Here is a 13915-nt window from a genome sequence, read left to right as displayed (position 1 = left end):
CCATAGTGATGGGGATCTTTCCTGCCCCTACTCGCTGAGGTGAACATCCGTGCCGCTCTCCGCCGCTGCCCGATTCCGTTACTCCCTGGCAGCGGGGTCGACGGCCGTCGTGATCGGCGCTGGATTCCTGGCCGCCGGAATGGCCCGAGGCGACACCGAGTCCCCCGGCGCCACCTCCGTGAACGCCCCGCTCGCCGCGGCCGGGACCTCCGCCGCCCCGAGCGAGGGTGACCTGTTGTCCAGCCCCGCGGCCACCGGGACGGCTTCCGAGCCGGCTCAGCCGCCCAGTGCCGCGGCGTCCCCCTCAGCGTCGGCGAGTTCCAGGTCCGCCTCCCCGAAGGTTCCGGTGAAGACGACCGCGAGTCCGGCCGCGGCCAAGAAGGCCGGCGCCGCGGCCGTACGGGGGAGTGCTCCGGTGACGTCCGGGACGGTCGCCGAGCAGGTGCTCGCGCACATCAACGCGGCCCGGGTGGCTGACGGTCTCAAGGCGCTCACCCTGGACACCAACCTCTCCAAGGCCGCCGCCGTGCACACCCAGCTGATGATCGACGGCTGCGGGCTGTCGCACCAGTGCCCCGGCGAGGCCGGGCTCGGCGAGCGGTTCAGTGCCCAGAACGTCAAGTGGGGCACCGCCGGCGAGAACATCGGCTACGGCTCCAGCGGCAGCAGCGACTCCGCCATGGTCAAGGCCGCGAACGGGCTGACCGACTCGATGCTGGCCGAGGTGCCGCCGAACGACGGCCACCGCAAGAACCTGCTGAACAAATCGTTCACCCGGATCGGGCTGAGCATCGTCCGCGACGCCAAGGGCGTCACCTGGATGACCCAGGACTTCGTCGGCTGACCGGAACCCCGCCGGCCGGATCTTGCTCCCGTGCGGCCGGCCGCCGCCGCCCGTAAGGTGGCGCCGTGCTCGAAATGCTGAAAGCCTTCTTCCGGCGGCTCGCGGGAGCGCCGGAGCGTCAGCCCGCGCCGGCGCGGCCGCGGGCCGCCCCCCGACCGGCAGGCCCACGGCCGGCCGCCCCTAGACCGGCCACCCCGCCCCGGCAGGCGGCCCCGCCGAAGCCGTCGAGGTCGGTGCCGGTTCCGAAACAGGGCCGGCAGCTCGCCTACTCGCCCAACCTGGACGGTGACGCCGACCCCGGCGAGATCGTCTGGACCTGGGTGCCCTACGAGGACGACCCGGCCCAGGGCAAGGACCGGCCCGTGCTGGTGGTGGGGCGCGACGCCCGTACCCTCCTGGGCCTGATGCTCTCCAGCCAGAGCGAGCGCGACGGCCAGCGCCACTGGCTGGCGCTCGGCCCGGGAGGCTGGGACGACTCGGCGCGTCCGAGCTGGGTGCGCCTCGACCGGGTCCTGGAAGTCGACGAGGACGGCATCCGGCGTGAGGGCGCGGTCCTGGACCGGCCCCGTTTCGACCGGATCGCGGCGATTCTGCGCCGTAACTACGGCTGGCCGTGAGCCGCACGGCCCCGCCGGATAGCGTTGGCGCCATGGTTGACGTCATGACCGGTTTCGGAGGCAAGCAGGCTTGGCTTGCCATTGCCGGAGGCGAGCCGGAAGCGGTACTGAAAGCACTGGGCCTGCGTGACCTCGGCACGGCGCCCTGGCGCGACGGGATGGACCTGGCCCATCTCACCGACGACCGGGTCGCGATCACCCCACCCCTGCCCGGCGCCCGTGGCACCTGGGTGCTCGCGGTCGGCCGGCGGCTGATGAATCCCGGGCCGGACGTCGTCGCCCTCTCCGCGGCCCTCGGCGCCGAGGTGCAGTACTTCGCCACCCACCGGGTCACCGAGCTGCACCGGTGGCAGCGCGCCGACGCCGGTGATCTTCTGCGCGCCTTCGGCTATGTCGGTCAGACCGGTGAGGTCACGTCCTGGTTCGGCACGCCGGACGAGGCCGAGCGCGACGCCGGACTGCCCGAGGACCTCGACCCGGAGGCGTCCGTGCTGGTCGCCGAGCGGGACGTGTTCCGGGTGGCCGGCGCCTGGAGCATCGATCCGACCACGTTGTCCGGGCGCGCGCCCGGCCCGCTGCGCCTGGGCGCCGCGGACTGACCACGTTGACCGGGTTCGCTGCGCCGGGGCGTCGCGGACTGAGCTTTCGGGAGAGAGCCACATGCGCAAGTACGTGATCATGGGCGTTCAGGGCAGCGGCAAGGGCACCCAGGCCAAGATGCTGCGCGAGGACCTGGACCTGGTGCACATCAGTGTCGGCGACATCTTCCGCTGGCACGTGCGCCAGCACACCAAGATCGGCGCCCAGGTCAAGCGGATCATGGCGGCCGGTGAGCTGGTCGACGACGACCTGGTCGAGGAGGTGGTTCGCCGCCGTCTGGGCATCCACGACTGGAACTACGGCTTCATCGTCGACGGCTTCCCACGCAACGGCCGGCAGGCCGAGTTCTTCATGGAGACCTACGACATCGACGCCGTGATCAACCTGGAGCTCACCGACGACGAGGTGCGCCGCCGGGTGCTCAGCCGCCGGCTCTGCCCGAACTGCGGCATGGACTACAACCTGATCGCCGACCGCCCGGAGGTCGAGGGCTGCTGCGACATCTGCGGCCATCAGCTGATCACCAGGGCCGACGACACCCCGGAGGCGCTGGAGTCCCGGCTGCGCGACTACCACGAGAAGACCCGCCCGGTGCTGGAGCTGTTCCGGCGCAAGGAGGTCGTGCACGATGTGGACGGCCGGCGGGGCGTCGACGAGGTGCAGGCGGCCATCCGCAAGACCCTCGGCCTGCCCCCGCACGGTGGCGCGGATGCCGCCTGACCGGTTACGCGGCGCGGTGACCTCTCGTCCCACTAACGGGGCAGTACGTTGCGGCCGGTCACGGGCCTAATGTGAGGCAGTGAACTACGGACCGTCGTTTTCCGCGCCCGTCACGGCAGCCGGTGCCGTCCTGTGGCGTGGTGCGGGAAACGCCCGGGAGATCGTCGTCGTGCACCGGCCGCACGGCGAGTGGTGCTTCCCGCACGGGCGGACGAAGCCGGGGGAGCACATGGTGGCGGCGGCGGTCCGGGTGGTCTCCGAGAAGGTGGGCCTGTCCGTGCGGCTCGGGCCGTGGCTCGGTGGCACCGACTATCTGAAACAGGGTTGGCCAGAGCACGTCGACTATTTCGCGGCCGAGGTGGACCCGGCCGCGACCTGCGATTTCACCGCGTCCGACGAGTTGGACGACCTGTTCTGGCTGTCGCCGCAGCGGGCCGCCGACGCCTTGAGCCGCCCGGACGACGTGCGGATTCTTCACGAGTTGCAGAATCGGGTGCGGGTGAGCACGAGCAGTGTGATCCTGATGCGCCCCGCGCGGGTTCCGGCAGGGTCGATCCTTTCCGCGTACGGGGCCGGCGATCTGCGGGCGGGTGACGATCCGGAGCGCGCGCTGCGCATCGCCGAGGAGTCGTTCGCGACCGGCCGTCCGGCGGCGGTCTGCGCGGAACTCGGCGCCATTCAGGAACTGTCTCGCCGTCTGGCGCCGTTCCCGGTGGACGCGACGATCCCGGAGGGCGGTCTGCTGGTGCTGCACGGCACGCCGGAGCGGATCGTCTCGGTCGAGCGTCACCTCGCCTGAAAGGCAAACCAACACAACCGGACTCTCCGGTTAGATGGTGGTTTGACCTGTATTTAGCTGCGAGTTTAGGAGACTGAAATCTCCTCGACATATTGCGCTCGGGCAGAACCGGGCGTAAACAAAGACAAAGCCAAAACGAGTCGGGTGGGTGGGGATGTACGCGGAGGAACGCCAGCAGGAGATAGTCCGGCGGGCCCGTGCCGAGGGCCGGGTCGACGTCGTCGCGCTGGCCGAGACCTTCGGGGTGACGGCCGAGACGATCCGTCGCGACCTCACCGTGCTGGAGCGGTCCGGCGTGCTGCGCCGGGTGCACGGCGGGGCCATCCCGGTCGAGCGGCTCGGCTTCGAGCCCGCCCTGGCCGCCCGGGACGCGGTCCTGATCAGCGAGAAGGAGCGGATCGCCAAGGCCGCGCTCGCCGAGGTCCCGCAGGACGGGGCGATCATCCTCGACGCCGGAACCACGACGGCCCGGCTCGCCCAGTTGCTGCCGGCCGACCGGGAACTCACCGTGGTGGTGAACTCGCCGGTGCTGGCGGCCGCGCTCGGCCTCAAGCCCAACCTAACCGTGCTGCTGCTCGGCGGCCGGGTGCGCGGGAAGACCCTGGCCACCGTGGACGACTGGGCGCTGCGGCCGCTCGCCGACATGTATGTCGACGTCGCCTTCATGGGCGCGAACGGATGCACCGTCGAACGGGGCATGACCACACCCGACCCGGCCGAGGCGGCGGTCAAGCGGGCGATGATCGCCGCGGCCCGCCGGGTGGTGCTGCTCGCCGATCACACCAAGATCGGCAATGACTACCTGGCCAAGTTCGGCGCTCTGACCGATCTCGATCTGCTGATCACCGACAACGGCCTGGACCACGATCTCGCCGCTGAGGTCGAGGCCACCGGCATCCGGGTGGTCCGCGCATGACGGCCACCGATACCGGCATGATCCTCACCGTCACTCTCAACCCCAGCGTCGACCGGGCCCTCGAGGTCGACGCACTGGTCCGCGGCGAGGTGCTGCGGGCCGGCGACTCGCACATCGATCCGGGCGGCAAGGGCGTCAACGTCTCACGGGCGCTGCTCGCCAACGGGCTGCGGTCCACGGCCGTCGTCCCGACCGGCGGCGCCGAGGGGGACCAGCTCGTCGACCTGCTCAAAGGTGAGGGTGTCGACATGCTGGCCGTGCCGATCGCCGGGCGGACCCGCTCCAACATCACCCTGGCCGAGCCGGACGGCACCGTCACGAAGATCAACGAAGCCGGACCGGTCGTTTCCGACGCCGAGTTCGCCCAGGTCAGCGATGCGGTGCTGGCAGTCGCGAGCGCCGCCGACTGGGTGGTGATCTGCGGCAGCCTGCCGCCCGGCCCGAGTATCGCCGCCTTCGCCGACCTGTGTGAACGGCTGGTCGCCGCGGGCAGCCGGCTCGCGGTCGACAGCAGTGGCCCGGCCCTGCTCGCCGGTGTCGCGGCGGGCGCGGCCCTGGTCAAGCCGAACCGCGAGGAGCTGGCCGAGGCGGTCGGCGCCGAACCGGCCACCCTCGGCGACGTGATCGAGGCCTGCGAACGGCTCCGCGCCGCGGGCGCCGGCGCGGTCCTGGCCAGCCTCGGCGCCGACGGCGCCGTTCTGGTCGACGCCGACGGCGTCCTCTGCGGAGTCTCCCCGGTGCCGGTGCCGCGCAGCACGGTCGGTGCCGGTGACGCCCTGCTCGCCGGATTTCTCGCGGGCGGCGCGCGCGGCTCCGCCGCACTCACCGAGGGCCTGGCGTGGGGCGCGGCCGCGGTCAGCCTGCCGGGCAGCCGCATGCCGACTCCTGCCGATCTCGACCGTACGCACGTGAGCGTCACCCCCGACCCCGACCCGTCCCGCCGGCTCCACCCCTGACAGCGAGGTCCGGCCAGCTCTCACCGCTGTCTCCGGCAGCCGGACACAGCGGTGAGAGCCGGCCGAGCGCGCCATCTGATCGCCCAGAATGCCCCGAATACCCCGAATTCTCCGTCTGAAATGGAGATCCCTCATGGCCTCTTCGTTCACCCCCGAGGTCACCGGAGCCGGCTTCGGAGCCCGGGTCCAGAAGCTCGGCGGCTACCTCGCCGGGATGGTGATGCCCAACATCGGGGCGATCATCGCCTGGGGTCTGATCACCGCCCTGTTCATCCCGGTCGGCTGGGTGCCGAACGAGAACCTGGCCGCGCTGGTCGACCCGATGATCAAGTACCTGCTCCCGGTCCTGATCGGCTACACCGGTGGCCGGATGGTGCACGGCCAGCGGGGCGCGGTCGTCGGCGCCACCGCCACCATGGGTGTCATCGTCGGCGCGGACGTGCCGATGTTCCTCGGCGCCATGATCATCGCGCCGCTCACCGCCTACGTCCTGAAGCTGTTCGACAACGCCGTCGAGGGCCGGATCAGGCCCGGCTTCGAGATGCTGGTGGACAACTTCTCGGCCGGCATCGTCGGCGCCGGCTTCGCGATCCTCGGCAAGCTCGCGATCGGCCCGGTCGTCAACGCGCTCACCAAGGCCGCCGGCAACGGCGTCGACTGGCTGCTCGACCACAGCCTGATGCCGCTGGTGTCGGTGCTGGTGGAGCCCGCCAAGGTGCTCTTCCTGAACAACGCCATCAACCACGGCGTGTTCAGCCCGCTCGGCGTGCAGCAGGTCGCGGAGAACGGCAAGTCGATCCTGTTCATGATCGAGTCGAACCCCGGCCCCGGTCTCGGCCTGCTCGCCGCGTTCCTGTTCTTCGGCCCGAAGTCGCTGCGCCCGACCACCCCGGCCGCGATGATCATCCACTTCTTCGGCGGCATCCACGAGATCTACTTCCCGTACGTGCTGATGAAGCCCCGCCTGATCCTCGCCATGATCGCCGGTGGCATGGCCGGCGTCGCCACCTTCATGGTCACCGGCGCGGGCACCGTCGCCTCCCCGGCGCCGGGCAGCATCTTCGCCTTCGCCGCGGTCACCGCGAAGGGCAGCCACGTCGGCATGTTCCTCGGCGTGATCATCGCCGCCGCCGTCACCTTCGGCGTCGCGTCGCTGCTGCTCGGCTTCGGCAAGCTGAAGTCCGACCAGGAGCCGGCGGACGAGGACGCCGGCGCTGCCGCGATCCCGGAGCAGCGCGCCTCCGACGAGAACGAGCCGGCGGCCGGCAGCCGCAAGGAAAACGCCTAGAAAGGGGCCTGACCGATGGCAACCATCAACGGCAAGGACATCCGCAAACTCGTCGTCGCCTGCGACGCGGGCATGGGCAGCAGCGTGATGCTCGCCAGCACCCTGCGCAAGCAGCTCGGAAAGACCGGCGTCACCGTGGAGCACACCCCGGTGAACTCCATCCCGGCCGACGCCGACGTGGTGGTCTGCCACAGCGGCCTGGCAGCCCGGGCCCGCTCGGTGGCGCCGGACAAGCCGATCGTGCCGTTCCAGGTCTTCCTCGGCGACCCGGCCGTGACCCGCGTGGTCAAGGCCATCCAGCAGGGCACCGACCTCAATGTCTGAGCAGTTGCTCGACCCGCGGGCGATCCGGCTCACGGAGAAGGCCGACGACCGCGACGACGCGATCCGCCGGTGCGGTCAGGCACTGGTCGACATCGGCGCCGCCGAACCGGGCTACATCACCACGATGCTGGCTCGCGAGCAGTCGATCTCCACCTATGTCGGCGAACAGGTCGCCATCCCGCACGGCACCCTCGCAGGCAAGGACCTGGTCAAGCGCGACGCCCTCGCGGTGCTGCGCTTCCCGGAGGGCGTCGACTGGGACGGCGAACCGGTCACCGTCTGCGTGGCCATCGCCGCTCGGGGGGACGGGCACGTCGAACTGCTCGCCGCTCTCGCCGAGGTCCTGCTCGACGAAGACCAGGCCCGTGAACTGCGCGAGGCCACCGAACCCGAGACCGTGATCCGGCTGCTCGGGAGCATCCAGGAGGAAACGAAGCAATGAAGGTCGTTCGATTCCACGCCCCCGGTGACGTCCGCTTCGAGGACGCCCCGGAGCCCCAGGCGGGCCCCGGCGAGGTGAAGATCCGGGTACGGAACTGCTCCACCTGCGGCACCGACGTGAAGATCTCCAAGTTCGGCCACCACCACATCCACCCACCCCGGGTGATGGGTCACGAGATCGCCGGCGAGATCGTCGAGGTGGGAGAGGGCGTCGACGGCTGGTCGGCCGGTGACCGTGTGCAGGTGATCGCGGCGATCCCCTGTGGCCGGTGCGCCGACTGCGAGCGGGGCCGGATGACCGTCTGTCCCCACCAGGAGTCGATGGGCTACCACTTCGAGGGCGGCTTCGCGCAGTTCATGGTCGTACCCGAGAAGGTCCTGGCCGTCGATGGCCTGAACCGGATCCCGGAGGGCGTCTCGTTCGCCGAGGCGTCGGTGGCCGAGCCGCTGGCCTGCGCCCTCAACGCGCAGAACCTGGCCCGCGTCGGCGAGGGCGACGACGTCGTGGTGATCGGCTCCGGCCCGATCGGCTGCCTGCACGTGCGGCTGGCCCGGGCCCGGGGCGCCGCCCGCGTCTTCCTGGTGGAGCTGAACCGGGAGCGCCTGGACATGGCCGCGAACCTGGTCCGGCCGGACGCGGCGATCTGCGCCGCCGAGGCCGACCCGGTGGAGGAGATCCTCAAGCTCACCGACGGCCGTGGCGCCGACGTCATCATCACCGCGGCGGCCTCCGGGAAGGCCCAGGAACAGGCGATCGAGATGGCCGCCCGGCAGGGCCGGATCAGCTTCTTCGGCGGCCTGCCCAAGGACGACCCGACGATCACCTGCGACTCGAACCTGGTGCACTACCGCGAGCTGATGATCATCGGCGCCAACGGGTCGAGCCCGGCGCACAACGCGGAGGCGCTGCAACTGGTCGCCTCCGGCGCGGTGCCGGTCGCCGACCTGATCACCCACCGCCTGTCGTTGGAGAGCGCCATCGACGCCTTCGGCATCGTCGCCCGCGGCGAGGCCATCAAGGTCACGATCGAGCCGTAAGAGCCGCACCCCCGGAAGGAGAAGAGCCATGCCCACGCGCACGGTGACCGTCGGTTCCGCCAGCGGCCTGCACGCCCGCCCCGCCAAGATCTTCGTGGAGGCCGCGGCCAAGGCCCCGGTCAAGGTCACCATCCGGTCCGGCGATCGCAAGCCGGTCCCGGCTAAGAGCATGCTGTCGGTGCTCGCCCTAGGCGCCAGACAGGGCACCGAGGTGATCCTGGAGGCCGAGGGGGACGGCGCCGACGAGATTCTGGACAGCCTGGCCGAGCTGCTGTCGAAGGACCTGGACGCCGACCATGTCTGAGGCCCTCCTCACCGGGATCGGGGTGTCCGCCGGGATCGCCGCCGGTCCGCTGCTGCGGATCGCCGCGGCCCCGGCGCTGCCGGCCCCGCTCCCGGTCACCGATGCCGAGGCCGAGATCACCCGGGCCGAGGCCGCCCTCGCCGAGGTGGTCGCCGAACTCGGCAGGCGCGCCGACCGGGCCTCCGACGACACGGTGGCCGAGGTGCTGCGGGCCGAGGCGCTGATGGCCGACGACGAGGAGCTGCGCGAAGGCGTACGCGAGCAGGTCGAGGCCGGCCACGACGCTCCGCACGCGATCGACGGCGCGTTCGCCGCCTTCCGGGAGGTCTTCGCCGCAGCCGGCGGCTATCTCGCCGAACGGGTCGCCGACCTCGACGATCTCCGCGACCGCGCGGTGGCGGTCCTGCTCGGCCTGCCGATGCCGGGCGTGCCCGCGCCCGGCCACCCCTACATCCTCGCCGCCCGCGACCTCGCCCCCGCGGACACCGCCGACCTCGATCCCGGGCAGGTGATCGGCCTGGTCACCGAGGCGGGCGGGCCGACCAGCCACACCGCCATCCTGGCCCGCGCGCTCGGCCTGCCCGCCGTCGTCGCCTGCCCCGGCGTGCTGGCCGTGCCGGACGGCACGTTCGTGCTGCTCGACGGCGCTTCCGGGCGGGTGGAGACCGGCGTCGACGAGGCCGGGGCGAAGGCCGCGGCGACGAGCGCGGCACGGGTGGCCGCCGCGGCTCCCGCTCTCACGGGCCCGGGGCGCACCTCCGACGGGTACGAGGTGAAGCTCCTCGCCAACGTCGGCTCCGTCAAGAACGTCCGCGCCGCCGACGAGGCGCACGCGGAGGGGATCGGACTGTTCCGCACCGAGCTGCTGTTCCTCGACCGCGCGCGGGAGCCGGCACACGACGAGCAGGTCACCGCGTACCGCGAGGTGTTCGCGGCGATGGCCGGGCGCCGGGTCGTCATCCGTACCCTCGATGCCGGCGCCGACAAGCCGCTGCCGTTCCTGAACCAGGACGGTGAGCCCAATCCGGCGCTGGGGGTTCGCGGCCTGCGTGTGGCGCGGCAGCGCCCGGCCGTCCTCACCACGCAGCTCGCCGCGATCGCCGAGGCCCGTTCGCTGACCGGCGCCGACGTCTGGGTGATGGCCCCGATGGTGTCCACGCCGGCGGAGGCGGCCGAGTTCGCGGCGGCGGTGCACGACGCCGGCCTGCCGAGGGCCGGGGTGATGATCGAGGTGCCGGCGGCCGCCCTGCGCGCCGCCGACCTGTTGCGGGTCGTCGACTTCCTCAGCATCGGCACGAACGACCTGAGCCAGTACACCTTCGCCGCCGACCGGATGTGCGGGGACCTGGCCGACCTGCTCGATCCGTGGCAGCCGGCGCTGCTCCAGCTCATCGGCGTGTGCGGGGAGGCGGGCCGGGCCGCGGGCAAGCCGGTCGGGGTGTGCGGCGAGGCGGCGGCCGATCCGGCGCTCGCCCCGGTGCTGGTCGGGCTCGGTGTGACCAGCCTGTCCATGTCGCCGCGGGCGATCCCGGCGGTTCGGGCGTCACTGGCCGCGCACACCGGGGCCGACTGCCGGCGGCTGGCGGAGCTGGCGGTGGCCGCTCCGGACGCGGCGGAGGCCCGCAAGTCGGTGCGGTGAGGGAGGCCTTCCTTCGTGGAGGCCTCCCTCACATCGTCAGCCTCACATCGTCAGCTGAAGGGCAGCCCGCCGGTGAACGGGAATCCGGGCGGGAACGACGGCGTCGGCATCGTCTCCACCCCCCGGATCACGTCGAGGAGCACCTTCGGTGCGCTCGGTGTGTTCGAGTAGGTGACGACCCGCTTGGCCTTGCCGTTGCGGTAGTGCACCGTCACCTCGTACCGGTAGCGGCCGGACTTGCTCGGGGGCATGTAGTGCGGGCGCAGCGACCGGAACGCCGGGCTGGAGGCCAGGCGCAGCACCGCGGCGGCCGGCTTCGCGCCGCCCGACACCTGGAAGACCGACTGGTGGTGTCTGCCGCGGGTCCGTTCGACGGAGACCGCGACGGCCTGGTACCCGTGCGGCGCGATCTGCCCCGTGGCCACCGGTTCGGCGAGCCCCGGTCCGTTGGCGAGCGCCGGCCCGGAGGCTGGTGCGGCGCCGGCGGGCGCCGGTCCGGTGGCGGGCGCCTGTCCGCCGTCCGGCGCGGGCGCGGTGGTGACCGCTTGCCCGGTGGCGAGGGCCGGGGCTGCCTGGGCGGCGGCCGAGGCCACCTGCGTGGCGGCCTTGTCGGCGGGATCGGAGGCCAGTGCCGCTCCGGCCGGCCAGGCGGTGCTCACCGCGAACCCGGCGAGACCGACCAGCAGGGCGACGCCGCGCGTCCCGCGGAAAAGTGACTTCCTGCTCATGGTCATGCTGATACCGTATCGGGCGTAATCCCCTAAAACCCGTCAAAACGCCCGAGGGTCAGTCTCCGGAGACGCCCACCTGGTCGGCCGCCGCCAGGTCGTAGCCACGCTTCTCCATCTTCTTCTCCAGCACGTGACAGACCCGCTCGACCACCGCGAGCCGGGCGTACGCCTTGTCGTCCCCCGGCACGACGTGCCAGCGAGCCTTCGGCCGGTCCGTCCGGTCGATCATGTCCTCGACCGCGGCCTCGTAGTCGGCCCGCTTCTCCCTGTTCCGCCAGTCCTCGTCGGTCAGCTTCCATGACCGCAACGGATCGTCCCGCCGGCTCTCGAACCGCCTGAGCTGTTCGTCGCTGGACACGTGCATCCAGAACTTCACCAGGATCATGCCCTCGGCGGTCAGCGTGCGCTCGAACTCGGCGATCTCCTCGTACGCCCGCTTCCACTGCGCGGGCGTCGCGAAACCCTCGACCCGCTCCACCAGCACACGGCCGTACCAGGACCGGTCCAGCACCGTCATCCCGCCCCAGCCCGGCAGCACCTTCCAGAACCGCTGCAGGAAGTGGTGCCGCTTCTCGTCATAGGTGGGAGCGGCGAACTGCGACACCCGGACGTGCCTCGGGTCCAGCGGCCCCACCAGCCGCTTGATGGCTCCGCCTTTCCCGGACGCGTCCCACCCCTCGAAGACCACGCACAGCGGTGGGCCGATCTGCTTCTCCCCGATCTGACCGCCCAGGATCAGCCGCAACCGCAGCAGTCGTTGCTGCGCCGCCTCCAGCCGTTGTTCGGCCTTCTTCTTCGAGATCTCGATCGGGGGATTCGCGCTACCAAGATGGCCCATCCACCCAGCATCGCTCTATACGAGGCAGTGCGGGAGAATCTGAGGCGTGACTCTCGTAGACGACCTGTTGTGGCGCGGACTCATCCAGGACTCGACCGACCCCGACGAGCTCCGCAAGAAGCTCGACGGTGGCGCGCTCACGTTCTATGTGGGTTTCGACCCCACCGCCGCCTCGCTGCACGTCGGTCACCTCATGCAGGTCTGCACCGCCCGCCGCCTCCAGCTCGCCGGCCACCGTCCGCTGCTGCTCGTCGGCGGCGCGACCGGCCAGATCGGCGACCCGCGCGAGTCCAGCGAGCGCAGTCTCAACCCGCCCGAGGTGGTCGAGGGCTGGGTCCAGCGCATCCGCACCCAGCTCTCCCCGTTCGTCACCTACGACGGTGACAACGCCGCCACGCTGGTCAACAACCTCGACTGGACCGGCCCGATGTCGGTGGTCGACTTCCTCCGCGACGTCGGCAAGCACTTCCCGGTCAACAAGATGCTGGCCCGCGACGTGGTGCGCAACCGGCTGGAGAGCGGGATCAGCTTCACCGAGTTCAGTTACCAGCTCCTGCAGTCCCACGACTTCTACCAGCTGCACGTCCAGCACGGCTGCGCGCTCCAGTTCGGCGGCTCCGACCAGTGGGGCAACATCACCGCGGGCGTCGACTTCGTCCGGCGTCGCGGCGCCGGTCCGGTGCAGGCCTTCGTCACCCCGCTGGTCCTCAAGGCCGACGGCACCAAGTTCGGCAAGACCGAGGGCGGCGCCGTCTGGCTCGACCCCAGCATGACCACGCCGTACTCCTTCTACCAGTTCTGGATCAACAGCGACGACCGCGACGTCTCCCAGTACCTGCGCTACTTCAGCTTCAAATCCCGCGAGGAACTGGAAGAGCTGGAGAAGGCGACCGCCGAGCGGCCGCAGGCCCGGCTCGCGCAGCGGGCACTCGCCGAGGAGCTCACCACGCTGGTGCACGGCGAGGAGGAGGCCCGCCAGGCGGTCGCCGCGAGTCAGGCCCTCTTCGGGCGAGGCTCGCTCGACGAACTGTCCGCCGACACGTTGCGCGCCGCTCTGGCCGAGGCGGGCCTTCTCTCGGTACGGGGTGAGCTTCCGCCCGTGGGAGCGCTGCTGAAGGACGCGGGTCTGGTGGCTTCGGCGAACGAGGCCCGCCGCACGATCACCGAGGGTGGGGCGTACCTGAACAACGAGCGCATCACCGACGGCGAGGCCGTGGTTCCGGCGTCCGCCCTGTTGCACGGCCGCTTCCTCGTCCTGCGGCGGGGCAAGCGCACCTTCGCCGGCGTGGAACTGCTGCCCTGACCCGACCCTTCCGGGTCAACCTGGCGTCCCGGTCCCGTTCCTCGGGGCCGGGACGGTCCGTTTTTAGCGGGTCTGTAACCCTTTCCCAGAGCGCTCATGGGCGGCGAATACGGCTCTGACCTGAGCATTCGTCGATGTGACGGCCGTCGCGGCACCCCGATTTGGTGTTGCGGGGGTGGCCGAGTAGTGTTGTCCAAGCCGCCAGGGAGACGGGCGAGCGACCGAGGCCCTCACGGGGCTCGGAGCGGCCGTCCTGACGGAAACCCTACAAGATCACACGATCTAGCATCGTGCGGATTTTGGGGTGCCTGTGCAGTTTCTGTTTTGCTGAATCCGGTTGCGAAACGCGGATTTGACACTGCGGAAACGGCGGGTAAAGTAGAGCGAGTGCCCCGGAGAACGGGCCGCGGAATGCGGAACGGTTTGATGGTGTGCGGTTGTTCTTTGAGAACTCAACAGGGTGCTTGATAAGCCAGTGCCAATTATGGCAATACCCCGGCTTGTCTTAACGGTAGTAATACTGTGGGCAGGTTAGGGATTCCTTTGGCAACATTTTT

16 protein-coding genes are annotated in these 13915 nt (G+C 70.8%); 14 read left to right on the top strand and 2 right to left on the bottom strand.

Annotation, left to right across the window (positions count from 1 at the left end):
* Positions 1-49 precede the first annotated feature (49 nt).
* The 13 genes from QLQ12_RS33275 (at position 50) to ptsP (ending at position 10486) form a co-directional block, all read left to right on the top strand.
* Entirely contained in the window at positions 50-844 is a 795-nt protein-coding gene (locus QLQ12_RS33275; RefSeq protein ID WP_282764655.1) for a CAP domain-containing protein, read from the top strand.
* Positions 845-918: 74 nt separating this feature from the next.
* Complete coding sequence (locus QLQ12_RS33270) at positions 919-1461, top strand: type II toxin-antitoxin system PemK/MazF family toxin (protein ID WP_282764825.1); 543 nt, start codon at positions 919-921, stop codon at positions 1459-1461.
* Between the two features lie 44 nt (positions 1462-1505).
* Positions 1506-2060: a hypothetical protein gene (locus tag QLQ12_RS33265; RefSeq protein WP_282764653.1), complete on the top strand. Its 555-nt coding sequence runs from the start codon at positions 1506-1508 to the stop codon at positions 2058-2060.
* 61 nt (positions 2061-2121) lie between these two features.
* A complete protein-coding gene (locus QLQ12_RS33260; RefSeq protein WP_282764650.1) occupies positions 2122-2781 on the top strand; it encodes an adenylate kinase family protein in 660 nt (219 codons plus the stop codon).
* A gap of 79 nt (positions 2782-2860) precedes the next feature.
* Positions 2861-3580, top strand: coding sequence for an NUDIX hydrolase (locus QLQ12_RS33255; protein WP_282764648.1), 720 nt, complete (start codon positions 2861-2863; stop codon positions 3578-3580).
* A gap of 154 nt (positions 3581-3734) precedes the next feature.
* The gene (locus QLQ12_RS33250) at positions 3735-4496 is read left to right on the top strand and encodes a DeoR/GlpR family DNA-binding transcription regulator (protein WP_282764824.1); all 762 of its coding nucleotides are present in this window, start codon (positions 3735-3737) and stop codon (positions 4494-4496) included.
* 17 nt (positions 4497-4513) lie between these two features.
* Positions 4514-5452, top strand: coding sequence for a 1-phosphofructokinase (gene pfkB / locus QLQ12_RS33245; RefSeq protein ID WP_282764823.1), 939 nt, complete (start codon positions 4514-4516; stop codon positions 5450-5452).
* Between the two features lie 133 nt (positions 5453-5585).
* Positions 5586-6740 (top strand): PTS mannitol transporter subunit IICB, encoded by a 1155-nt coding sequence (gene mtlA, locus QLQ12_RS33240; protein WP_282764646.1) that lies wholly within the window; start codon positions 5586-5588, stop codon positions 6738-6740.
* A 15-nt stretch (positions 6741-6755) separates the two neighbouring features.
* Complete coding sequence (locus tag QLQ12_RS33235; RefSeq protein WP_282764644.1) at positions 6756-7064, top strand: PTS sugar transporter subunit IIB; 309 nt, start codon at positions 6756-6758, stop codon at positions 7062-7064.
* Complete coding sequence (locus QLQ12_RS33230) at positions 7057-7506, top strand: PTS sugar transporter subunit IIA (protein ID WP_282764642.1); 450 nt, start codon at positions 7057-7059, stop codon at positions 7504-7506. Before QLQ12_RS33235 ends, QLQ12_RS33230 begins: the two co-directional genes overlap by 8 nt.
* Positions 7503-8543, top strand: coding sequence for a zinc-dependent dehydrogenase (locus QLQ12_RS33225; RefSeq protein WP_282764640.1), 1041 nt, complete (start codon positions 7503-7505; stop codon positions 8541-8543). The genes QLQ12_RS33230 and QLQ12_RS33225 overlap by 4 nt, the downstream gene beginning before the upstream one ends.
* A gap of 28 nt (positions 8544-8571) precedes the next feature.
* Complete coding sequence (locus QLQ12_RS33220) at positions 8572-8847, top strand: HPr family phosphocarrier protein (protein WP_282764638.1); 276 nt, start codon at positions 8572-8574, stop codon at positions 8845-8847.
* Positions 8840-10486 (top strand): phosphoenolpyruvate--protein phosphotransferase, encoded by a 1647-nt coding sequence (gene ptsP / locus QLQ12_RS33215; protein WP_282764636.1) that lies wholly within the window; start codon positions 8840-8842, stop codon positions 10484-10486. The genes QLQ12_RS33220 and ptsP overlap by 8 nt, the downstream gene beginning before the upstream one ends.
* A 50-nt stretch (positions 10487-10536) precedes the next feature.
* Here ptsP and QLQ12_RS33210 read toward each other — a convergent pair whose 3' ends face one another.
* Both QLQ12_RS33210 and QLQ12_RS33205 read right to left on the bottom strand, forming a co-directional pair.
* Complete coding sequence (locus QLQ12_RS33210; RefSeq protein WP_282764634.1) at positions 10537-11220, bottom strand: hypothetical protein; 684 nt, start codon at positions 11218-11220, stop codon at positions 10537-10539.
* 52 nt (positions 11221-11272) lie between these two features.
* Complete coding sequence (locus QLQ12_RS33205) at positions 11273-12055, bottom strand: polyphosphate kinase 2 family protein (RefSeq protein WP_282764632.1); 783 nt, start codon at positions 12053-12055, stop codon at positions 11273-11275.
* A 46-nt stretch (positions 12056-12101) separates the two neighbouring features.
* Between QLQ12_RS33205 and tyrS the strand changes: the two genes are divergently transcribed.
* Positions 12102-13358: a tyrosine--tRNA ligase gene (gene tyrS, locus QLQ12_RS33200; protein ID WP_282764630.1), complete on the top strand. Its 1257-nt coding sequence runs from the start codon at positions 12102-12104 to the stop codon at positions 13356-13358.
* The last annotated feature ends 557 nt before the right edge of the window (positions 13359-13915 follow it).

Source organism: Actinoplanes sandaracinus, assembly GCF_030009775.1.
GTDB classification, from domain to species: Bacteria; Actinomycetota; Actinomycetes; order Mycobacteriales; family Micromonosporaceae; genus Actinoplanes; species Actinoplanes sandaracinus.
The sequence above is the reverse complement of the archived record's forward strand: the minus strand, read 5'-3'. Positions and strand labels throughout refer to the sequence as shown.